At 67.4% G+C, this 18,884-nt stretch carries 26 protein-coding genes; 18 read left to right on the top strand and 8 right to left on the bottom strand.

Annotated elements, in window-relative coordinates:
• The first annotated feature begins 289 nt into the window (after window positions 1-289).
• From ACFPN1_RS11470 to ACFPN1_RS11440, 7 genes are all read left to right on the top strand, one after another.
• Window positions 290-859: a trypsin-like serine protease gene (locus ACFPN1_RS11470; protein ID WP_386755124.1), complete on the top strand. Its 570-nt coding sequence runs from the start codon at window positions 290-292 to the stop codon at window positions 857-859.
• Window positions 860-1,124: 265 nt separating this feature from the next.
• Complete coding sequence (locus ACFPN1_RS11465) at window positions 1,125-1,466, top strand: ArsR/SmtB family transcription factor (RefSeq protein ID WP_386755123.1); 342 nt, start codon at window positions 1,125-1,127, stop codon at window positions 1,464-1,466.
• On the top strand, window positions 1,463-1,951 hold the full coding sequence (locus tag ACFPN1_RS11460) for an ArsI/CadI family heavy metal resistance metalloenzyme (protein WP_386755121.1): 489 nt from the start codon (window positions 1,463-1,465) through the stop codon (window positions 1,949-1,951). Before ACFPN1_RS11465 ends, ACFPN1_RS11460 begins: the two co-directional genes overlap by 4 nt.
• Window positions 1,952-1,960: 9 nt before the next feature.
• Window positions 1,961-2,392, top strand: a complete 432-nt coding sequence (arsN2, locus tag ACFPN1_RS11455) for an arsenic resistance N-acetyltransferase ArsN2 (RefSeq protein WP_386755120.1) — start codon at window positions 1,961-1,963, stop codon at window positions 2,390-2,392.
• A gap of 9 nt (window positions 2,393-2,401) precedes the next feature.
• Window positions 2,402-2,800 carry an arsenate reductase ArsC gene (locus tag ACFPN1_RS11450; protein ID WP_386755119.1) on the top strand — a complete coding sequence of 133 codons (399 nt, stop codon included), beginning with the start codon at window positions 2,402-2,404 and terminating at the stop codon, window positions 2,798-2,800.
• Window positions 2,801-2,802: 2 nt separating this feature from the next.
• Window positions 2,803-3,480, top strand: a complete 678-nt coding sequence (locus ACFPN1_RS11445; RefSeq protein ID WP_386755118.1) for an aquaporin — start codon at window positions 2,803-2,805, stop codon at window positions 3,478-3,480.
• 210 nt (window positions 3,481-3,690) lie between these two features.
• On the top strand, window positions 3,691-4,068 hold the full coding sequence (locus ACFPN1_RS11440; RefSeq protein ID WP_386755117.1) for a bleomycin resistance family protein: 378 nt from the start codon (window positions 3,691-3,693) through the stop codon (window positions 4,066-4,068).
• Between the two features lie 90 nt (window positions 4,069-4,158).
• On the opposite strand, the gene ACFPN1_RS11435 is transcribed toward ACFPN1_RS11440, so the two are convergent.
• Window positions 4,159-4,479 carry an ArsR/SmtB family transcription factor gene (locus tag ACFPN1_RS11435; protein WP_386755116.1) on the bottom strand — a complete coding sequence of 107 codons (321 nt, stop codon included), beginning with the start codon at window positions 4,477-4,479 and terminating at the stop codon, window positions 4,159-4,161.
• 227 nt (window positions 4,480-4,706) lie between these two features.
• Here ACFPN1_RS11435 and ACFPN1_RS11430 point away from each other — a divergent pair, with 227 nt between their 5' ends.
• Window positions 4,707-5,114, top strand: a complete 408-nt coding sequence (locus ACFPN1_RS11430; protein WP_386755115.1) for a tautomerase family protein — start codon at window positions 4,707-4,709, stop codon at window positions 5,112-5,114.
• 111 nt (window positions 5,115-5,225) lie between these two features.
• Window positions 5,226-6,131: a PhzF family phenazine biosynthesis isomerase gene (locus tag ACFPN1_RS11425; protein ID WP_386755114.1), complete on the top strand. Its 906-nt coding sequence runs from the start codon at window positions 5,226-5,228 to the stop codon at window positions 6,129-6,131.
• A 198-nt stretch (window positions 6,132-6,329) separates the two neighbouring features.
• Here the strand turns inward: ACFPN1_RS11425 and ACFPN1_RS11420 are convergent, their stop codons facing one another.
• Window positions 6,330-7,463, bottom strand: coding sequence for a serine hydrolase domain-containing protein (locus ACFPN1_RS11420; RefSeq protein WP_386755113.1), 1,134 nt, complete (start codon window positions 7,461-7,463; stop codon window positions 6,330-6,332).
• A gap of 288 nt (window positions 7,464-7,751) precedes the next feature.
• On the opposite strand from ACFPN1_RS11420, the gene ACFPN1_RS11415 reads away from it, so the two are divergent.
• The gene (locus ACFPN1_RS11415) at window positions 7,752-8,972 is read left to right on the top strand and encodes a S1 family peptidase (protein ID WP_386755112.1); all 1,221 of its coding nucleotides are present in this window, start codon (window positions 7,752-7,754) and stop codon (window positions 8,970-8,972) included.
• Between the two features lie 69 nt (window positions 8,973-9,041).
• On the opposite strand, the gene ACFPN1_RS11410 is transcribed toward ACFPN1_RS11415, so the two are convergent.
• On the bottom strand, window positions 9,042-10,343 hold the full coding sequence (locus tag ACFPN1_RS11410) for an alpha/beta hydrolase family protein (RefSeq protein WP_386755111.1): 1,302 nt from the start codon (window positions 10,341-10,343) through the stop codon (window positions 9,042-9,044).
• Window positions 10,344-10,388: 45 nt separating this feature from the next.
• On the opposite strand from ACFPN1_RS11410, the gene ACFPN1_RS11405 reads away from it, so the two are divergent.
• Window positions 10,389-10,553, top strand: a complete 165-nt coding sequence (locus ACFPN1_RS11405; RefSeq protein ID WP_386755110.1) for a hypothetical protein — start codon at window positions 10,389-10,391, stop codon at window positions 10,551-10,553.
• Between the two features lie 24 nt (window positions 10,554-10,577).
• On the opposite strand, the gene ACFPN1_RS11400 is transcribed toward ACFPN1_RS11405, so the two are convergent.
• A complete protein-coding gene (locus ACFPN1_RS11400; RefSeq protein ID WP_386755109.1) occupies window positions 10,578-11,201 on the bottom strand; it encodes a TetR/AcrR family transcriptional regulator in 624 nt (207 codons plus the stop codon).
• Window positions 11,202-11,292: 91 nt separating this feature from the next.
• Between ACFPN1_RS11400 and ACFPN1_RS11395 the strand changes: the two genes are divergently transcribed.
• Window positions 11,293-11,811 (top strand): DinB family protein, encoded by a 519-nt coding sequence (locus tag ACFPN1_RS11395; RefSeq protein ID WP_386755108.1) that lies wholly within the window; start codon window positions 11,293-11,295, stop codon window positions 11,809-11,811.
• Between the two features lie 221 nt (window positions 11,812-12,032).
• Window positions 12,033-12,263, top strand: coding sequence for a hypothetical protein (locus ACFPN1_RS11390; RefSeq protein WP_386755107.1), 231 nt, complete (start codon window positions 12,033-12,035; stop codon window positions 12,261-12,263).
• Between the two features lie 33 nt (window positions 12,264-12,296).
• Here ACFPN1_RS11390 and ACFPN1_RS11385 read toward each other — a convergent pair whose 3' ends face one another.
• The 3 genes from ACFPN1_RS11385 to ACFPN1_RS11375 are packed head-to-tail and all read right to left on the bottom strand — an operon-like array spanning window position 12,297 to window position 14,913.
• Window positions 12,297-13,715 carry an aspartate aminotransferase family protein gene (locus ACFPN1_RS11385; RefSeq protein ID WP_386755106.1) on the bottom strand — a complete coding sequence of 473 codons (1,419 nt, stop codon included), beginning with the start codon at window positions 13,713-13,715 and terminating at the stop codon, window positions 12,297-12,299.
• A complete protein-coding gene (locus ACFPN1_RS11380; protein ID WP_386755105.1) occupies window positions 13,712-14,143 on the bottom strand; it encodes a VOC family protein in 432 nt (143 codons plus the stop codon). Before ACFPN1_RS11380 ends, ACFPN1_RS11385 begins: the two co-directional genes overlap by 4 nt.
• On the bottom strand, window positions 14,140-14,913 hold the full coding sequence (locus tag ACFPN1_RS11375) for an iron-containing redox enzyme family protein (RefSeq protein WP_386755104.1): 774 nt from the start codon (window positions 14,911-14,913) through the stop codon (window positions 14,140-14,142). The genes ACFPN1_RS11380 and ACFPN1_RS11375 overlap by 4 nt, the downstream gene beginning before the upstream one ends.
• A gap of 246 nt (window positions 14,914-15,159) precedes the next feature.
• Here ACFPN1_RS11375 and ACFPN1_RS11370 point away from each other — a divergent pair, with 246 nt between their 5' ends.
• A complete protein-coding gene (locus tag ACFPN1_RS11370) occupies window positions 15,160-15,972 on the top strand; it encodes a hypothetical protein (RefSeq protein ID WP_386755103.1) in 813 nt (270 codons plus the stop codon).
• Window positions 15,973-15,994: 22 nt separating this feature from the next.
• On the opposite strand, the gene ACFPN1_RS11365 is transcribed toward ACFPN1_RS11370, so the two are convergent.
• Window positions 15,995-16,663 carry an HAD family hydrolase gene (locus ACFPN1_RS11365; protein WP_386755102.1) on the bottom strand — a complete coding sequence of 223 codons (669 nt, stop codon included), beginning with the start codon at window positions 16,661-16,663 and terminating at the stop codon, window positions 15,995-15,997.
• A 296-nt stretch (window positions 16,664-16,959) separates the two neighbouring features.
• On the opposite strand from ACFPN1_RS11365, the gene ACFPN1_RS11360 reads away from it, so the two are divergent.
• The 4 genes from ACFPN1_RS11360 (at window position 16,960) to ACFPN1_RS11345 (ending at window position 18,849) form a co-directional block, all read left to right on the top strand.
• Window positions 16,960-17,397 carry a response regulator gene (locus tag ACFPN1_RS11360; protein ID WP_386755101.1) on the top strand — a complete coding sequence of 146 codons (438 nt, stop codon included), beginning with the start codon at window positions 16,960-16,962 and terminating at the stop codon, window positions 17,395-17,397.
• Window positions 17,398-17,639: 242 nt separating this feature from the next.
• The gene (locus ACFPN1_RS11355; protein ID WP_386755100.1) at window positions 17,640-17,918 is read left to right on the top strand and encodes a hypothetical protein; all 279 of its coding nucleotides are present in this window, start codon (window positions 17,640-17,642) and stop codon (window positions 17,916-17,918) included.
• Window positions 17,919-17,934: 16 nt separating this feature from the next.
• Window positions 17,935-18,327 (top strand): hypothetical protein, encoded by a 393-nt coding sequence (locus tag ACFPN1_RS11350; protein WP_386755099.1) that lies wholly within the window; start codon window positions 17,935-17,937, stop codon window positions 18,325-18,327.
• 93 nt (window positions 18,328-18,420) lie between these two features.
• Entirely contained in the window at window positions 18,421-18,849 is a 429-nt protein-coding gene (locus ACFPN1_RS11345) for an FHA domain-containing protein (protein ID WP_386755098.1), read from the top strand.
• Window positions 18,850-18,884 lie beyond the last annotated feature (35 nt).

Here is an 18,884-nt window from a genome sequence, read left to right as displayed (position 1 = left end):
CATCGGAAGAAACGGAGCGCGTTGCCAGCGGCAATGGCGCCGCGATTGCCCCCCCTGAGATGGGGGGCTCCGGAATCTTTCCGTTCGGCTACTTATCCGGCTCTGCCGGATCCAACGGCGGTCTTCTCGCGGTTTTCCAACCCGCACGATGCCTGTGCGGCCCTTCCTGCACGTCATCGTGCGACATCCCGAGTGAGGTCTTATGTTCAACATCAAGTCGTCGTCTCTGTGGTTGGTATCCGCCGCTCTCCTGCTGATCCTTGCCGCGCCCGCAGCCAGGGCCGCCGGAATGGCACCCGCCGGAAACTTCGTGTCCGTGCGCATCAACGGCGCGCATGTGGCTTACGGCGCGATCCTCAGCCCGACCAAAATCCTGGTCCCGGCGCATATCGGCGGCGGCGCGCTGTCCACCATGAGCATCCTGGCCGGCGCGCCCGATCGCACCGTGACCACTTGCGGCACCTGCCAGTTGCGGGCGGTGCAGTCGTTCGTACGCCATCCGAACTACAACAGCGGCGGCGCACCGTTCGGCAACGACGTGGCGGTCATCCATGTGTCCGCGCTCAGCTACAACGCGAACGTCTTCGGTTCGACGATCGCCGCACCGTTCTCGAATGCGGTGGGCACGCAGTTCACGCAGATCGGATACGAGTCGGGCGGCACCAACCACAACCGCCTGCAGACGACGGCCACGTCACCGTGGACGCTGGCGACGATGCCGGGTTACGTCTACACGCCCGGCGCCTTCGTCACCGCGACCGTCGATACCACGCTGAACGGCATGATCAGCTACGCCATGGGCACGACGCAGACGTACACGAAGCTCTCCGACTACGCCGCGTGGATCAATGCCAACTGACGCCGGCCGTACGAAGCAGTCAGTCAGCCCCTGAGCGTCTGACTAAGGCAAGACGTAGCCCGGGTAAGCGAAGCGCACCCGGGATCGCACCACCGCAACGTGTGCACGAATACCCCGTGCGGCTCCGGCCTGGAGCCGCACGGCTTGAAGCCCGCCGGTCGCACGACCGTGCCTAGGCGCCGGCTCGGTCAATCGAAAACGCCAGTACGAACCGACGGCGGATCATGGGCTTGACATGATTCCATATTTCCGGAATATTGGAAGTATGGAAACCCCAGCTGCCCTCTCCGCGCTCTCTGCCCTCAGCCACGACTCCCGCCTCGCCGCGTTCCGCCGCCTGGTCCAGGCCGGCCCCGCCGGCCTGTCGGTCGGCGAGTTGCGTGAGCACCTCGACCTTCCTCCCGCCACGTTGAGCGCGCACCTCAACGTGCTGCGCGCCGCCGCGCTGGTGGAGGACCAGCGCGAAGGCCGGGTGATCCGCGTGCGCGCCAACTACGGGCAGATGAATGCCCTGCTCGCCTACCTCACCGAAAACTGCTGCGCCGGCGCCGATGACTGCGGCCCGGCGTCGTCCTGCACACCCAAAAAAACCGGAGCCAGGAAATGAACCGATTCCACGTACACCTCAACGTCGCCGACCTCGCCGGCAGCATCCGCTTCTACACCCAGCTGTTCGCCGCGGAGCCGAGTGTGGTCAAGCACGACTACGCCAAGTGGATGCTCGAAGACCCGCGCGTCAATTTCGCCATCTCCAGCACCGGTCGCGCACCGGGCATCGATCATCTCGGACTGCAGGTCGATTCGGCGGACGAACTGGCCGCGCTCGGCCCGCGCCTGGATGCGGCGGGCGGCACGGTGGTACCGGAAGACGCGACGATCTGCTGCTACGCCCGCTCGGACAAGCTGTGGACCGAAGATCCGCAGGGCACGCGCTGGGAGAGCTTCCACACCGTCGGCGAAGCCACGACCTACTACGCGGCCGATGCCGCCTGCGCGACCGATGGCGCCGCTTGCACGCCGGATGTGCGTGAGATGAAGCCGAAGATCGACAAGGGCGCAGCGTGCTGCGCACCGCAATCGGCCTGCTGCTGAGCGGCGGCGATGGAACTGCGCCCGCTTCAGGAAACCGAGCACGCGGACATCCGCGTGCTCCTCTCCGACAACAAATTGCCGACCGAAGACCTGGATCCCGCCGCGATCGAGTTCATCGTCGCGGTGGATGACGCGCGCGTCGTCGGCGTGGTGGGACTGGAAACGCATGCGAACGCCGGACTGTTGCGCTCGCTGGCCGTGGATGTGGCGCACCGCAGCACCGGCCTGGGCGCAGCACTGGTGCAGGCCGTGGAAGCGCGCGCACGCGACAGCGGCCTGTCGCAACTGGTGCTGCTGACGCAGACCGCCGAAGCATTCTTCGCCCGGCGCGGCTACGCCGTCATCGACCGCAGCAGTGCGCCGCCGCCCGTGCAGTCCAGCGCCGAATTCCGCTCGATCTGTCCGGCCTCGGCCACCTGCATGTCCAAACTTCTTTCCTGAGCCCTATCGATGAAGCATCCCCCGAAGAAACGCGTCCTGTTCGTCTGCGTCGAGAACTCCAATCGCAGCCAGATGGCGGAAGCCTTCGCGCACATCCATGGCGGGGACCAGGTGGACGCCTTGAGCGCCGGTTCCGCGCCTTCGGGCGTGATCAATCCCAAGGCCATCCGCTTCATGGCGGAGGTCGGCTACGACCTGAGCGCCCATGCATCGAAGTCGCTCGACGAAATCGGTGGCGCGTTCGATGCGGTCATCACCATGGGCTGCGGCGACAACTGCCCGTGGGTGCCGGCGAAGCGGCGCGAGGACTGGGGCCTGCCTGATCCCAGGGACATGGACGACGAAGGCTATCGGGCGGTACGCGACGAGATCTCGGCACGCGTGAAGCAACTGCTGGCGGAGCTGTAACCATGCTCCTGCGCAGACTGGCGGCCGAGTTCCTCGGCACGGGGGTGCTGCTCGCCACGGTGGTGGGTTCCGGGATCATGGGCGTGGCGTTGTCCGGTGGCAACGACGGCATCGCCCTGCTGGCGAATGCGGGTGCAACCGCGGGCATCCTGTACGTGCTGATCACCGTGCTGGGTCCGATCTCCGGCGCGCATTTCAATCCGGCCGTGACGATCGCGTTGCGCTGGCGTGGCGAACTTCGCACCGCGGAAGCTATTGCCTACATGCTGGCGCAGGTGATCGCCGCGATCGGCGGCGTGCTGCTGGCGCACGCGATGTTCGACCAGCCGCTGTTGCAGCCCGGCACCCATGCACGTACCGGCGCGGCGCAGCGGCTGAGCGAAGGCGTGGCCACCGCGGGACTGCTGCTCACCATCCTGCTGGGCCTGCGGGCGCGGCCGGCGGCGATTCCGGCGCTCGTGGCGAGTTACATATTCGCCGCGTACTGGTTCACCGCCAGCACCGCTTTCGCCAATCCCGCGGTCACGGTGGCACGTGCATTGACGCAGACGTTCGCGGGAATCCGTCCCGACGACGTGCCGGGGTTCGTGATGGCCCAGCTCCTGGGGACCGCAGTCGCCCTGGTCGTGGCGTCCGTGTTGGGGGAACGGACGATCGATCCGGGTGAGGCATCGTCTTAGGCCGCGTCGAAATGGCCGCGGCGTTGCCAACGCGCCAATGCTTGCATGTCGGCAGCAAGTAGACCGGCCAAGTGAAGCGCACCCGGGTAGCCACCGCGGCGATGTACACGAATGCCGCGTGCGGCTCCGGCGTGGGCCGCACGGCTTGACCCCGCCGGTCGCGCGACCGAGCCTTGACGCCATCGCCGCCAGCGCTGCCGAGGTGGATGCATGTACGCCAAGCACATCACCCCCATCCTCAACGTCTCCGACATGGAGCGCAGCTTCGCGTGGTTCAAAGCGTTGGGCTGGGACAAATGCTGGGACTGGGGCACGCCGCCGACCTTCGGTTCGGTCGGTTCGGGCGAATGCGAGATCTTCATGTGCCTCGATGGCCAGGGGCACCGGCAGGATCCCGCCGCCGGCTACGTCGAGACCGGCGGCGTGTGGATGTCGATCTGGGTGGACGACGTCGATGCCATCCACCGGACGTGCCTGCAGAACGGCATCGAGGTGACGTGGCCACCGACCGACGAGCCCTGGGGTGTCCGGGAAATGCACGTGCGCCATCCCGACGGCCACGTCTTCCGCATCAGCCAGTCGCGGTGACCGGCAACGATTTGGTCTCCGATCCGGCGACCCGGGCCGGATAGGCCCGATCAACCCGGCGGCATTCGACCCGCGCCGTTGCGGTCGCGATCACGCTCCGTCGGCCGGATGCCCCTCGCTTGCCAGCACCGCCTGCAGCAGCCCGGGAAACGCGGCATCGAGGGCGTCGCGCCGCAGCACGTTCAACGCCAGGCCGCCTTCGCGATGCGTGGCGATCACCCCCGCCTCGCGCAGGATCCGGAAGTGGTGGCTGAGCGTGTTCTTCGCCACCCCGGTGTCGAAGCGGCCGCAGGCGATCGGCGCCGTCGACTGGCCCAACTGGCGCACCAGGTCCAGGCGCACGGGATCCGCCAGGGCGCGCAGGACGCTGGTCAGGTCGAGCCGGGCGGGAATTTCGGGGTACGAGGTCATCGCAGGCTCTGAGGCGGGACACGGCCGGGTGTTCCATTATCATGGAACTAGTTCTATTCTTGTTCGATGAATATCGAACAGACACGCCGGGGCCTCGTCGCCCTCGCCCTGATTGCGTCGTTCATGGGTGTTCGTCGTCACCCCTCCCGCACTGCTGTCGCATGACGGCAGCACCGCGTCCGCCAATCCGGACCGGATTTCTCCCCCCGAAAGCAACTGGAGTTCCCATGCCCTTTACCCGCATCGCCATCCCTGCCGGCACCTCGCCCACGCACAAGGCCGCCATCGCGCGCGCCGTGCACGACGCGATGGTGACGGCGATCCGGATTCCCGAAGACGACTTCTTCCAGCTGTTGTCGGAGTACCAGCCCGGCGACTTCCACTTCGACCGCGATTTCCTGGGGCACCAACGCTCCGATCGCATGATCGTCGTACAGATCACCTTGCGTCGCGGTCGCAGCGACGCGATGAAGCGCGAGCTCTACGCCCGCATCGCCGCCAACCTCGAACAGGCCGCGCAAATTCGCGCTGAGGACGTATTCGTCTATCTGGTGGAGAACGACTTCTCCGACTGGTCGGTCGGCAGCGGGCGGATGAGCATGGAGATTCAGGTACAAGCGGCATCGGCTGCGTAGATCCGTTGACCAGCGGAAGAATGGGGTGGCATCGGCCTTTGCAGATGCCGCCCGTCACGCGGCGCGGGCACTGGCGATGCCACGCCCGCGTTCCCACGAAGAGGCATTCCGATGACGGACCTGCGCGTTTACCAAATCGATGCGTTTACCACGAAGCGATATCAGGGCAATCCGGCGGGTGTGGTCGCCAACGCGGACGGTTTGAGCGATACGCGCATGCAGGAGATCGCGCGAGAACTCAACAACTCCGAAACAGCGTTCGTCCTGAGTCCCCTCCGTGACGATCACGATGTTCGCGTACGGTTCTTTACGCCGACCACCGAGGTCCCGGTCTGCGGCCATGCAACCCTCTCTGCGCATTACGTCATGGCGCTGGAGGGACGACCACCGGGACGTTACAGGCAACTGACGGGAGCGGGCATCCAGTACGTCCGGGTCGCAGAGGTGGACGATGACTACCTCGTTGCGATCGGGCAGGGCCGTCCCAGCTTTTCTCCTCCGCTGCCCGACCAGATCGCCGCCGATGTCGTGGCCGCACTCGGCGTGGATCACAGCGCACTCGACCCCAGATGTCCCCTGCAATTCGTCAGCACCGGCCATGGCAAGCTCATGATTGGCCTGCGCAAACGTGCCACGCTGCAACGTCTTGCTCCCGACGTCGCGCGCCTTGCTGCCCTGTCGGAAGCCGCCGGGACCAGGGGCTACTTCGCCTTCACGCTGGATACGCCGGACGGTGACGAGGCGTACACATGGGGCCGGATGTTCGCTCCCTCCATCGGAATCACGGAAGACCCCGTGACGGGCAACGCGAACGGGCCACTCGGCGCCTATCTGGTAAAGCACGGATTGATCGCGGTCGAGGATGGTTGCGCCCGCTATCGAGCGCGTCAGATCGCTGCCAATGGCCGGGGCGGCTGGATGGATGTCACCGTCGCTGTGGAATCGGGTTCACCCGTTTCCGTGCAGATCGAAGGCCGCGCGGTCATGTGCTTCCGCACCAGGCTCCCTGCTGATTGACCTTTGGCGGCCGGCGCCGGAATGGACATGTCCCGCACGCCGAGATCGCGAACTCAGCCATCGCGCGAAGGCGTCACGGAAATGCGGAAAATTCGGCCCCGGTGCATTGCGAATTGCACTCGATGCGGAATGCGGGCCAGTTCGACCCCTCGCTATCGGAGGCAGCGCGCGAACCGGCGCGACGACGGTCCGGCCGATCTACGGCTTCGTCGCCGGTGCAGATGCAGTCGCAGCGCACGTGGCCCGACCCGTCGCCTCCGCGTGCGCACGCGCCACGTAGTCGCTCACGAGTTGCTTGAGCTTCGGATAGTCGGCGCGATCGGTCACCGCACCGGAAATCGTTCGGCCCGACACCGGCTCGCGCGCGACCAGCGTACCCCAGAAGCCGGAATGGCCTGCGGCCGCGGTGCCGTCGAGGTCGTACGCGAAGATGCCGAGCCGGTACTGGCTGTCGGTCGGCAGTCCGTCGGCCGATTGCATCAGCGCCAGCGTTTCTGGCTTGCTGAAGACACGTCCTTCGAGCAACGCATCGAAGAACACGGCGACGTCGATCGGCGGTGCGACCAGGCCACCGCCGCCGTACAGGTCCATCGACGGATCCCAGTCGTAAGTGTCTAGGCCTTCGTAGCGCTGGTGCGCACGCGGTCCACCGACCGGCTTCTCGTAGCGCTCCCAGTACGTACCCGGTACGCCAAGCGTGTCGAGATGCAACTGCGCGCGCGCCGCCTGCGGCAGCGTCTGCCCGGTGATGTGCTCGATGATCGCGCCGAGCAGCACGTAACCCGTGTCCGAATACGCGAACTTCTCGCCCGGCCTGCCGACCGGATCGGTCCATTCGACCAGGTCGTGCAGGTCGCCCTCGCGCGTCCACTGTGTATGCGGATGCGCCTTGAGGGTGGCGATGAACTGCGGCGCCTGTGCCGCGTCGGCCATGCCGCTGGTGTGGCTCAACAACTGCCGCACGGTCATGGCGTGCGGCTGGTAGCCGTCGCTGGCGAGCAGCTTCATCCAGTTGTCCGGCAGGTAGCGGTCGATCGGCGCCTGCAGCTCCAGGCGTCCCTGCTCTGCCAGGCGCAGCGCGGTGGCGGCGACATAAGTCTTGGTGATGCTCGCCAGGCGGAATCCCTCGCTGCCCTGCAGGCCCTCGCCGGTCGCGGGGGTGCCGAGAACGCGCATGTCGCGACTGCCGTCGGGCGCCAATGCGGCGATCGCGATCTGCCCGGCGCCGCCTGTGAAGGCATGCGCGTCCACTGCCTGATCGAGGCAGCCATCCGCGGCGTGGACGGTGGACGTGGTCAGGGCGAGCAAAGAGGTCACCAGCAGTCGCTTCATGTCGGAGCCCGTTTCCAATGAGGGATTGATTCTCCGTACCCACCGCGCGGAACGACTCTGGCAATGGTCACGAGGGCTTTGCAGCATCCGGCGGCAAACGGGAACGCCGTACGGGGCTGTATGGCTTAATGCCGCGGGCCGCGGGATCCGCGGTTGGCCGGATTTGCCTTCACGCAACGCTTCTATAGAGGCCGGCAGCATCCGCCGGCCGGGTCGTCTCGCGGTAATGGGCCACCGCAACCCGACGGGCCGTGCACCTCGACCTTCATCCATAGGGGGTAATCCCAGATGCGCAAGTTCGACTCATGGGCCAGGCGTGGCCTGTTCATCCTCTCGCCGCTGTCGCTCGCCGTCGCCATGGCTGCTTCCGCCGCCGGACCGTCCGACGGTCTCTCGCCGACGCTGCGTGCCGCAATGCAGCGCGACCTCGGTATGTCATCGGCCCAGCTGGCCCAGTACCTGAAGATCGAACGCCTCGCCGCGCAGCAGGAGAAGCTGCAGGCCAAGGCGCAAGGCCGCAACTTTGCCGGCAGCTGGATCGAGCGTTCGGCCGATGGCAGCTTCCACATGGTGGTGGCCACCACCACGGTTCGTCCGCAGAAGGGCGCGGCCGGCATCGAGATCCGCAACGCGCGCCACAGCCTGGCCGAACTCGACGGGTCGAAGGCGCGGCTCGACGCGATGCTCGCGCGCGGCGCAAAGGTGCCCAGGGGCGTGTACGGCTGGTACGTCGACCTGCCCGGCAACAGCGTCGTGGTCACCGTCGGCAAGGGCCGGCAGCAGGACGGCATCGACTTCGTCGCCGCCAGCGGCATCGATGCGCAGACCGTGCGCCTGGTCACCGAAGACGAGCAGCCGACCCTGCGCGCCGACCTCAAGGGCGGCCTGGGCTACCTGCGCAACCCGGGCGACGGCTACCTCTACGCGTGCTCGATCGGCTTCAGCGTGACCAAGGGCACCACGCCCGGTTACGTCAGCGCAGGCCACTGCGGCGATGCCGGCGAGAAGGTCTATCTGGAACTGTCGCCGCAATGGACGCTGGGCCCGCAGATCGGCACGTTCGCGGCATCCAGCTTCCCCAATCCCGGTCAGACCGGCAACGACTGGTCGTGGATCCAGGTTTCCGCCGGCCACAACACGCTGCCGACCGTCTACGGCTGGGGTAAGGGCGACGTGACCGTCAAGGGCGGCACCGAGGCCGCGGTGGGTGCGGCCATCTGCCGCTCCGGCCGCACCTCGGGCTGGCGCTGCGGCACGATCGAAGCCAAGAACCAGACCGTGAACTACAGCAGCGGCGAGACCATCCTCAACCTGACGCGCACCACCGCGTGCTCGGAAGGGGGCGACTCGGGCGGCTCGTTCATCACCGGCGCGGGCCAGGCGCAGGGCGTGCTGTCCGGCGGCAGCGGCAGTTGCAAGGGCAAGCAGCCGAACAAGCGCACGCGCAGCTTCTACCAGCCCCTGCTGCCGATCCTGTCGACCTACGGCCTGACGCTGAAGACCGGCTGATCGATCGCGGTTGTGCAAACGAAACGCCCCGGCATGCCCGGGGCGTTTTTGTTCGCAAGACGCGAATGCTCAGTGCTGCGCTGCGCCGTCCAGACGCACGCCGCGTCCGTAGCGAGCGCGCACGTCGCCCTTCATCCAGTCCGCGAGCAGCTTCAGGTAACCGTCGGTGATGCGCGTGGACTTGCGGCTGCCATCGGGCTGCACGGCGTACTCGAACATGCCGTGGTCGGTATCGGGGAACAGGTACACGTCGATCGGCTTGCCCGCCGCGACCTGTGCGGACAGCACGCGCCGCGAGGTGTCGATGGGCGCTTCGCGGTCGTCTTCGGCAAGCACCCACAGCAGCGGAACCTGGAGACGATTCAGCACCGCGACCGCGTCGTAGTTCCAGATCAGCTCGACGTTGTCGAAGATGGCGCGGCCGACGCGACGCAGTTCCGCATCGCTGGTGCGCAGCATCTCGCCGCTGTACTCGCCGCGGATGGTCCGTGCCCAGGGCTTGTTCGCGAACTCGCCCCGCAGCCGCTCCAGTGCTTCGAAGCCTTCCGTGAAGTTGGACGTCACCAGTTCCGCAGTGGCCTGCGAAAGCCGTTCGATATCGGCGCGTGCCTCGTCGGACAGTCCGGCGGCGTTCGCTTCGCTGAGCATCTGCTCGCGGTCTTCATCGATGGGCGACACGACCAGGCCGAAGCCAACCGCAACGAAGTCTGCATGCGAATGCGTCGCCGCCAGCGGCGCGACCCAGCCGCCCTGGCTGCCGCCGTAATAGCCGGCGCGGCCGAAGCGTCCCGCCGCCATCGTGCGGGCATGCTCGAGCGCGGCCGCCGCGTCGTCCGCGAGCAGTTCGAAATTCTGCGTGTACTCGCCCTCGGATACGCCGGTGCCGCGCTTGTCGTACGCGAACACGCGCAGACCCTGCGCGGCGAGCGCGTAGGCATAGGGCGAATGGGTGGACGACCAGCGCTCCGAACCGTGCACCATGACCACCAGCGGCGCGTCCGCAGCGGCCGATGCGGGTTCGATCAGGTTGCCTGCGAGCTGCTTGCCGTGGCTCGCGAATGTAGTCGCGGTTTCGCGCATCGCGATGCGGGGCCAGGACGCGGCCCGGCCGTCCTTGCCCGCCACTTTTACGCTCTCGCCTTCACAACGCGCGAGGGCATCCTGGTCCGTCGTGGAGCCGCGGCGTCCATCGCGGAACATGTAGCGCTGTGCCGGCGGGGCCAGCGTGTCCGGCGAGGTCAGCACGACGAAGTCGCCATCGCCCGGACCATACGCGCCGGTCGGACACGCAGCGGAAACCGCCGATGTCCATGACAGCCCGACGAACAGCAGCGAGGCACAGAAGTTTCTTGCGGGAACGGACATGGTCATGGGATGCGGTTCGCCTCCTGTGGGTTTAAGGGAAGGAGTGTCGCGATGGCGACGAAGCGTCAGCTCTCGCGATGGATCATTCACGCCACGCATTCCCGCACCGAAGTGCCGATGGTCACGAAGCGCGCGACGCGCATCGTGTTCATGATGGGATTTGCGTGGGAACGCGGCGAATACTCGCACCGCTTCGCAGGTGTTTTGCAGACATGAATCGCGCGCTGCGTTGCGCACGCGCTATTGCAGGTAGCCCACCACCATGCGCGTGGCCTGCTCGACAAGCGCGTCCGTTGCTTCGTCCGACAGTGCTTCGTTGCCATGCAGGACCGCCGTATGCGCGACGGCCTCGATCGACGTCGCGCACAGGAACGCCGCGAGCTCCACGTCGGCGACGCGCAGTTCGTCGCGGTGCGCCTCCAGATAACTACGGAACAACGCGTGCGCCTCGCGATTGAAGGCTTCGATGTTCTTGAGGCGACCCGTACGCGGGATCTGCTCGGCCAGCACGCGATGCAACCGGGGATCGATACGGTGCGCTTCGATCGCCACGGCAACCAGCCGGCGCACGGCCTGCGCAACCGGCCGGTCGGCGACTTCTGCCAGCGCGCTGCGGACCACCCGCATGATCTCGGCGTTGTGGCGATCGATGACGGCCGCGACCAGCGCCTCCTTGCACGGGAAGTACTGGTACAGCGAGCCGATGCTCACGCCGGCCTTCTCCGCGATGCGGTTGGTGCTGGCCTTCTCGAAGCCTTCCCTGACCAGAATGCGAGCGGTCGCCTCGACGAGCGCGTCGACCGTGGCGCGCGAGCGCTGCTGGACCGCGTTTTTCCGGGGTTGCGTCAGCGGTTTGCGCGCCATGGCCGGGCCTTCCGGATGCGAGTAGCGAATATGAGTCTTCGCTCGCATTCTATCCGCACACCACGACACGGACCATCGGGAGCGAAAACGCATGAACGAACTGCTGCATCGCCTGTTCCGCTACAAGGCCTGGGCGAACGAAGAGCTGCTGGCGACGCTGGAGCGCCTGGGACAGGCACCCGTGACGACCCTGGCCATCAAGGCACTGAGCCATACGTACGTCGTGGACCGGATCTTTGCCGCGCACCTGCGGCGGTGCGAACACGGCTACGCCTCCACCAATCCCGATCCCCTGCCCCCGCTGAAGGACCTCGCCGCGAACATCCGCGCCAGCGATCGCGACTACGTCGACTACGTCGCCACGCTCGACCGCGATCGGCTGGCGGAGCGGATCGACTTCACCTTCACCGACGGCAGCGCCGGCCGCATGTCGCGCGAGGAGATGCTCATGCACGTGATCACGCACGGGGCAGGCCATCGCGGGCAGATCAGCGCGGTGCTGCTGCTGAATTCAGCCACGCCCGCGGTCGACGGCCTCACCACCTACCTGCATCGCGCCGAGGGGGCGACGCGGAGGCGGAGTGGCAGTGCACAGATGGCCGGAGCATAGGGCGGGAATTTCGCCACATGACCGCGGGTGAGGTGGCGACCCGAGTCAGGTTGCGCGAACCGCTTCCCTCGTTGGCTGCACGCGGCTTCGTCGCCGGATGGCACGCTTCATCACGTCCACCGCCCGGTTCGTCGCATTCGTGCTTGTTCGCGGCCGGCGCGTGTCCCGACAATCGCGTGCCTGCCGGTCGCCCGACCGCGAACGCCAACGAGGACCCCGCCATGAAGACCTTCATCGCCATCGTCGCCTGGTGCCTGCTGTTCGTGCTGTGCTGGCCGCTGGCGCTGCTCGTGCTGGTGCTGTGGCCGCTGGCGTGGCTGATCGCGCTGCCGTTCCGACTGGTGGGCATCACCTTCGACGCCGTGTTCGCGCTGCTGCGGGCTCTCCTGTTCCTGCCCGCGCGTCTGTTCGGCTGGCGGCCTGCTGCCGCGTCGCGACAGGCAGCGGCCTGACCGACGGCGTACAGGCGCCGCGCGCGATGGGTTTCAGTCGAAGCAGTAACCGTCGGCGACGTGCAGCGCTTCGTCGATGATCGCCAGCCCGTCGCGCAGCGCCTGCTCGTCGATGACCAGCGGCGGCACCACATGCAGGCGATTGGCCGCGACGAAGGGCCACAGCCCGCGCTGTTTGCACGCCGCAGCGAACGCGCCCATCGGTTCGGCATCGGCGCCGGTGGCATTGAAGGGCACCAGCGGCTCACGCGAGGCGCGATTGCGCACGAGCTCAATCGCCCAGAACAGGCCCAGTCCGCGCACGTCGCCCACCGCAGGATGGCGCGCCTGCATCGCGCGCAATGCCGGGCCGATGATCTCCTCGCCCAGACGCCGCGCGCGCGGAATGAGTGTCTCGTCGCGATAGATGCCGATGCATGCCACGGCGGCCGCGCAGGCCAGCGGATGGCCGGAATAGGTCAGGCCGCCCGGATAGGCCTGCGTGCGGAAGCGTTCGCCTATCGCCTCGCGCATGATCACGCCGCCCAGCGGCACGTAACCGGAGTTGACGCCCTTGGCGAAGGTGATCAGGTCGGGCATGACGCTCCAGCGGTCGATGGCGAACCACTCGCCGCAGCGGCCGAAGCCGGCCATCACCTCGTCGGCGATCAGGACGATGCCGTGCGCGTCGCACAGCGCGCGCACGCCCTGCAGGTAGCCATCGGGCGGCACCAGAATACCGTTGGCGCCGACCACCGTTTCCAGCAGGATCGCCGCGATCGATGATGCGCCTTCGACCCGGATCGTGTCGGCGAGGTGCGCCAGCGCGCGTTCGCATTCCTGCGCTTCGTCGACGGCGTGGAAGGCGGAGCGGTACGGATACGGGCCCCAGAACTTCACGAAACCCGGCGCGCCGGGCTCCGATCCCCATCGCCGCGGATCACCGGTGGCGGTGATCGCGCCGGTCGTGGCGCCGTGGTAGCTGCGATAGCTGGAAAGGATCTTGTGGCGCCCGGTGTACAGCCGCGCGATGCGGATCGCGTTCTCGATCGCTTCGGCACCGCCGTTGGTGAAGAACACGCGGTTGAGGTCGCCCGGCGCGACTTCCGCGATCAGGCGCGCCGCCTCGCTGGTGGCGGCATTGGCGTGGTACGGCGCGATCGTGCAGAGCGTGTCGGCCTGCGCCTTGATCGCGGCGATCAACTTCGGGTGCTGGTGGCCGACGTTGGCGTTGACCAGCTGGCTGGAGAAGTCGAGCCAGCGCCGGCCGCTCTCGTCGCGGAACCAGGCGCCTTCGCCAGCGCCGACCACGAGGGGCGCGGGACCGTCGAGCGCGGACCATGAGCGCAGCAGGTGCCGGCGATCATTCTCCAGCGTGGCCGATGGCGCGTTCGGCCGTGCCTGCGTTGCGTCGTTGCCGACGCGCTCGGAACCGGAATCGCGCATCGTGGCCGCCGCGTCGCTGCCGCTCACGGAATGAAGGTCTGTTCGGGATCGTCGAAGGACTTGAACTCCAGCGCATTGCCCGACGGATCGAACAGGAACATGGTCACGTGCTGGCCCGGCTTCCCCTTCAGACGCAGATGCGGCTCCTCATGGAACGCGATGCCGGCGGTCTTCAGGCGACGCGCCAATGCTTCCCACGATGCCCGATCGAGATTCATGCCGAAGTGCGGTACCGGCACCGCTTCGCCGTCGAAGCGTCCACCCTGCAGCGGCTGGCCCTCGGCGGAGACGTGCGCGACCAGATGGTGACCGAAGAAGTCGAAATCCTGGTACGTCACATCGCTGCGTCCCTGCGGGCAACCGAGCACGTCGCCGTAGAAATGGCGCGCCTCGTCGAGGTCGCGCACGGGGAAGGCGAGGTGGAACTGCGCGACCGGAGCGAGCGATGCGTTCATCGCACCTCGCTCGCGCGCGACACGCTGGCTTCGAAAATGTTCTGCCAGAAGTGGTTCCAGGCGGTGATGCTGCGTTCGTAGCCCTGGGCCAGTTCCGGCAATGCGTCGGGATCCTCGCGGATGTAGTCGTCGATGGCCTGGCGCGTGAGCTCGCCGTGGATGATGTCCTGCTCGCCGGTGTGGATGGTCCAGAACTCCCAGTCGATGGACGCGTCGTTCGCGCGGATCCAGGGATGCTTGCGCAGGTGCTCGAACAGGACCGACAGATAGGTCTGGCACAGGCATTCGCCGCCCATGCCGCGCAGGCCCACGCCGAACGCCGGGCCGCGGCGCGACATCTCGCTGGTCAGGCCGCTCAGGATCGCGCGGTTGGCCGGCAGGCAACGTTCGCGCGCTTCCGGCGTCACGCCGATGCTGGCCAGGAAGCGGTCGTAAATCGCCGGATGCGCCTTGTCCGCCGCGCCCTCGCCCAGTTCCTCGTGCAGGATGCGGCCCAGCAGGCTGCGCAGGCCGCCGAACGGCAGCTTCGCCACGAGCAGCGACAGATCGCTGATGTAGTCGATCGTGAAGAAGCGGTACTGCGTGCAGACCTGCCGCAACGCATCCACCGGCAACTCCGCGATCACCGCCATCCGGCGGTCGGCCAGCGCTTCGGTGGCTTCCTTGGCCTCGTCGGCGAATTGCCAGAAGCCCAGGCGGTCCAACTCGCCCGATGGCAGTGGCATCACGGGCAACGAAAGCGCGGGGTTCAGATTCTTCTGAAGGTTCATGCATCCATCCGGTAACAGGTCGCCACGTAGTGTTCACGAGTGCATGTGGAGGAATGAACAAAATTGCGCGGCATCGCGAAGTGCGCTGGCGCCGGTTCACTTGCGCTTAACCATTGCGATCTAACGTCGCGTCGCGCCCCCGCGTTTTGGCGTGTTGCGCGGCCGCATCGCGATGCACTTGGTGCAGCCCCGCATTCATGTTCGCGACCAACGTGACGTTCCCACTTCTATCGAGTTTCGCGATCGATGCCCGCAACGCCAGCCAGCGCCAGCGATACGCACGTCGACCTGCTGTGGACCGGCGGCTGGGACTCGACCTTCCGCCTGTTGCAGTTGCTGTTGCTGCAGCGCGTGCCGGTCGTGCCGCATTACCTGCAGGACCCGACCCGTCCCTCGACGCCGGTCGAACTGCAGGCCATGGCGCGTATCGCCGCGCACCTTTGCGCGCGCTTTCCGCACGTGCGCGAGCTGCTGCGGCCGCTGCGTATCGCTCACGTGGACACGCTCGCCATCGACCCCGACATCGCCGATGCGCTGCGCGACATCCGCCGGCGCAGCTACATCGGCGACCAGTACGCGTGGCTGCCGATGTACTGCCGGCGCAACGGCATCCACGGCATCGAGCTGGGCGTGCACATCGACGACAAGGTGCAGGCGCTGGTGCGCCCCGTCGCCGCGGAATACGCGCATCCCGCGGGCTACCGCAGCGTCCGCGTCGATCCGCGCTGGGCCGGTTCGTCCGAGCATCGCCTGTTCGGCGACTTCGGCTTCCCGCTGTTCGGCATCGACAAGGTCGGGATCGATCGCGCCGCGGATGCCGCGGGCTGGAGCGAGATCATGGAGATGACCTGGTTCTGCCACACGCCGGTGCGCGGCAAGCCGTGCGGTATCTGCGCGCCCTGCCTGTACACCATCGAGGAAGGTCTCGCGCGCCGCGTGCCCGCGTCGCGGCGCGTAGTGTCGTTCTTCTATCGCCGCCTGGTCCTGCCGTTCAAGGCGCCGCTGCGGCGGATGCGCATGTCGTTGCGCGAACGCCGCGCGGATCGGCGCGCCGCGTAGCTGGTGAAGGCTGCCGTACGCGTCACAGCGCGGCGGCGATCAGCGTGCGCGCCTGCACCAGCGAATCGACGATGCGATGCCCCAGTGCACGCGCCGCGGCGTCGGGAATCACCAGATCGGGCACCTGGATCGGCGTCATGCCGGCCGCGAGCGCAGCGCGCACGCCGGGCACGGAATCCTCCAGCACCACGCAGGCAGGCGGTGCCACGCCCAGCGTTTGCGCCGCGAGCAGGTACAGGTCGGGTGCGGGTTTGGGACGCGCCACGTCGCTGCCGGTGACGACCGCGTGGAAGCGCGGCAGCAGGCTGCAGCGCGTGAGCTTCTGCAGCGCGCGCTCGCGCTGCGTGGAGGTCACCACCGCGCGCGGCAGGTCGTGGCGTTCGAGCAGCGCCAGCAGTTCGGACACGCCGGGCTTGAGCGGCAGCCCCGCGTCCACGTGCGCGTCGTAGCGCAGTTGCGCTTCCGACAGCAGCGCCTGCACCTGCGCGGCTTCCAGCCGCTGGTGCAGCAGTTCGTTGCAGGCGTGTTCGGAAAGACCGACGAACGACAGCCACAGCGCATCGTCCACCTGCGTCAGCTGCAGGGCGCGAGCGGCTTCCTGCCAGCATTGCAGCAGCGCCCGCTCGCTCTCGATCAGCAGGCCGTCCATGTCGAACAACACGGCGGCGGGGGCAAAGGGTACGGGCGTCATCGCCTCTGATCCTGTTCGGGGACGAAAGCCACTGTAACGGTGGGTACAGGCCCGGGTCGCGTCCGTCGGGTGGCCTGCGTGGTTGGCCGCTGCCGTACGGAAGCGCCGTTTTCCTGCGGGACGGGGTCGACAAGCGAACCAGGTCCCCGCCGGGCGGTCCGTCGCCGGCCACCGGACCTGCTAGCGTCAACCCGCAGTCGTTGCACAGGGCCTGGACAGGGACGCCCTGACATCGTTGCCGGACGGGTCCCGCCGCTGCGGGACCCCTGCCGGCACCTTCACATCGGAGGTGATGCTTGCCCGCAGCCGCAGCCGACCTGCTGATCGTCGAGGACTCGCGCGCCGACGCGCACATGGCGATGAAGGTGCTGTTCAAGCGCCACATCGCCGAGCGCATCGAATGGGCGCACGACGGACGCGCGGCGCTCGACTACCTCTTCCATGAAGGCGAGTACGCGGATCGCGAACCGGGCAATCCCCGCCTCATCGTGCTCGACATCAACATGCCCGGCCTCAACGGCCTGCAGGTGCTCGAGCGCGTCCGCCTGCATCCGCTGACGAAGCACGTGCCCGTCGTGCTGTTCAGCACCTCGGATTCGTCCGCCGACATCCGCATGGGCTACGAGCGCGGCGCCAACAGTTACCTCAACAAGCCGATCGATCCCACCGACTACGTCGAATTGCTGGCGACCGTCGGCGCGTACTGGCTGCGGCAGAACCGCACGCCGGACTGACGCGTCCCGGGCGCTGCACCGCCCTGCAGCAGGAGGAATTTCGCGCAAATCGCGGGTTCATGCAGTTCCGAATCAAGCAACCGGTGCGCACCAGCGGCACTTTTTGCTGACCCGTTCCGTCAGTTCCGGCCCTGCGCGGTCGATTCGCTCGCTGCGCACGGTGACCCCGGTCCCGCTTTGTGCAGTGGTTCGCAAAACACCCTTTCGAGTGTGACCTTCGTTCCAAATCCGCATACGCCGTCTTGACCACGCTGCGCCCAACGTTGGTGGAACTCAAGGAGGAAGCAATGTGCTACCGGATCGAATTCCTGACCGAAGGCAGCGACGCCGGCATTGCCAGCGCCCTGGACGACACCCGGTTCCCCATCCTGCTGCACGCCGTCGCGGCGGCGCGGGCAGAGGTGACGAACTGGGCCCGGGAGCGCGCGGCGCAGGTAGTCGTGCACATCTTCGACCAGCGCGATCGCCTGGCGAGCCGACTGCAGCTGGTCGTGCCTGCCAACGATCCCGCGCGAGCCTGACCCGGATGGTGCTGCTATGTCACCACTACCGGGAATCCTCGCCGGATTGATCCTGGCCGCGGCCTGCGGCCCGTGCCAGGCCCAGGGCGCCAACATCGGGCTGTCGCTGCGCGTGCTGCCGGCCTCCGGCGAAGCGCTCGCTGCCATGGACCTGCCGATGCCGCCGCAGGCAAGGGCCCTGCCGGCCGGGCGTCACCATCAGCGCCTGCTCTACCCGGGCCCGGCCGACGCCGCCCGCCGCTTCTACGAAACCACCCTGCCCGCGCTCGGGTTCGAACGCATGCGCCTGTATGCCACGGGCGCGACCTGGGTCCGCGGCGGTATCCGCGCCGAGCTGCAATTCCTGCCGGTGGTGGGTGAGCAGGACGCCACCGGCATCCTGGTCCGGATCGACGACGAGAAGTCCTGACATCGGCGCCGCCGCCACGGAAGGCGGCGGCGGGGCGGCCGGAAGCGCGACAGGCATGCTAGTTTCCGCGCCGACGTCCCAGCCGTGAGCGCCATGAGCGACCCGAAACAGGATCCCGAGTACGTATTGCGCGGCGTGGTGGGCCGCGTGTTCGGGCGCAGCTACCACCTGCTCGCACCGACGACGCTGGGCCGCGCGCCCGAATGCGACATCTGCCTGGCCGACCACGGCATCTCGCGCATGCATGCGCGACTGCGCCCGCTCGACTACGGCGTGGAAGTGGAGGACCTGCGCTCCACCAACGGCAGCTTCCTCAATGGCCAGCGCGTCACCGTAGGCGTGGCGCGCGTCGGCGACGAAATCGCGTTCGACCAGCTCCGCTTCCGCGTCGAGCGCGCGGTGCATTCGCGTGCCGGGAGCGAGGGCATACGCACGGCGAAGTCCACGCGCGCACGTTGGCCGTGGCTGCTGCTTGCCGCGCTGGTCGCGGCCGCAGGGGTGGCCGCGCTGCTGCTGCGCTGAAGCAGACACGACGCTCCATCGAAAGGAAAAGAAAA

Origin of the sequence: Lysobacter yangpyeongensis (assembly GCF_042655745.1) — a bacterium.
GTDB lineage: Bacteria > Pseudomonadota > Gammaproteobacteria > Xanthomonadales > Xanthomonadaceae > Agrilutibacter > Agrilutibacter yangpyeongensis.
The sequence above is the reverse complement of the archived record's forward strand: the minus strand, read 5'-3'. Positions and strand labels throughout refer to the sequence as shown.

Bases quoted from the DNA above. Each gene is read 5' to 3' on its own strand.
- ACFPN1_RS11470 (WP_386755124.1), top strand. From the start codon at position 290: ATGGCACCCGCCGGAAACTTCGTGTCCGTGCGCATCAACGGCGCGCAT.
- ACFPN1_RS11465 (WP_386755123.1), top strand. From the start codon at position 1,125: ATGGAAACCCCAGCTGCCCTCTCCGCGCTCTCTGCCCTCAGCCACGAC.
- ACFPN1_RS11460 (WP_386755121.1), top strand. From the start codon at position 1,463: ATGAACCGATTCCACGTACACCTCAACGTCGCCGACCTCGCCGGCAGC.
- arsN2 (WP_386755120.1), top strand. From the start codon at position 1,961: ATGGAACTGCGCCCGCTTCAGGAAACCGAGCACGCGGACATCCGCGTG.
- ACFPN1_RS11450 (WP_386755119.1), top strand. From the start codon at position 2,402: ATGAAGCATCCCCCGAAGAAACGCGTCCTGTTCGTCTGCGTCGAGAAC.
- ACFPN1_RS11445 (WP_386755118.1), top strand. From the start codon at position 2,803: ATGCTCCTGCGCAGACTGGCGGCCGAGTTCCTCGGCACGGGGGTGCTG.
- ACFPN1_RS11440 (WP_386755117.1), top strand. From the start codon at position 3,691: ATGTACGCCAAGCACATCACCCCCATCCTCAACGTCTCCGACATGGAG.
- ACFPN1_RS11435 (WP_386755116.1), bottom strand. From the start codon at position 4,479: ATGACCTCGTACCCCGAAATTCCCGCCCGGCTCGACCTGACCAGCGTC.
- ACFPN1_RS11430 (WP_386755115.1), top strand. From the start codon at position 4,707: ATGCCCTTTACCCGCATCGCCATCCCTGCCGGCACCTCGCCCACGCAC.
- ACFPN1_RS11425 (WP_386755114.1), top strand. From the start codon at position 5,226: ATGACGGACCTGCGCGTTTACCAAATCGATGCGTTTACCACGAAGCGA.
- ACFPN1_RS11420 (WP_386755113.1), bottom strand. From the start codon at position 7,463: ATGAAGCGACTGCTGGTGACCTCTTTGCTCGCCCTGACCACGTCCACC.
- ACFPN1_RS11415 (WP_386755112.1), top strand. From the start codon at position 7,752: ATGCGCAAGTTCGACTCATGGGCCAGGCGTGGCCTGTTCATCCTCTCG.
- ACFPN1_RS11410 (WP_386755111.1), bottom strand. From the start codon at position 10,343: ATGACCATGTCCGTTCCCGCAAGAAACTTCTGTGCCTCGCTGCTGTTC.
- ACFPN1_RS11405 (WP_386755110.1), top strand. From the start codon at position 10,389: ATGGCGACGAAGCGTCAGCTCTCGCGATGGATCATTCACGCCACGCAT.
- ACFPN1_RS11400 (WP_386755109.1), bottom strand. From the start codon at position 11,201: ATGGCGCGCAAACCGCTGACGCAACCCCGGAAAAACGCGGTCCAGCAG.
- ACFPN1_RS11395 (WP_386755108.1), top strand. From the start codon at position 11,293: ATGAACGAACTGCTGCATCGCCTGTTCCGCTACAAGGCCTGGGCGAAC.
- ACFPN1_RS11390 (WP_386755107.1), top strand. From the start codon at position 12,033: ATGAAGACCTTCATCGCCATCGTCGCCTGGTGCCTGCTGTTCGTGCTG.
- ACFPN1_RS11380 (WP_386755105.1), bottom strand. From the start codon at position 14,143: ATGAACGCATCGCTCGCTCCGGTCGCGCAGTTCCACCTCGCCTTCCCC.
- ACFPN1_RS11375 (WP_386755104.1), bottom strand. From the start codon at position 14,913: ATGAACCTTCAGAAGAATCTGAACCCCGCGCTTTCGTTGCCCGTGATG.
- ACFPN1_RS11370 (WP_386755103.1), top strand. From the start codon at position 15,160: ATGCCCGCAACGCCAGCCAGCGCCAGCGATACGCACGTCGACCTGCTG.
- ACFPN1_RS11365 (WP_386755102.1), bottom strand. From the start codon at position 16,663: ATGACGCCCGTACCCTTTGCCCCCGCCGCCGTGTTGTTCGACATGGAC.
- ACFPN1_RS11350 (WP_386755099.1), top strand. From the start codon at position 17,935: ATGTCACCACTACCGGGAATCCTCGCCGGATTGATCCTGGCCGCGGCC.
- ACFPN1_RS11345 (WP_386755098.1), top strand. From the start codon at position 18,421: ATGAGCGACCCGAAACAGGATCCCGAGTACGTATTGCGCGGCGTGGTG.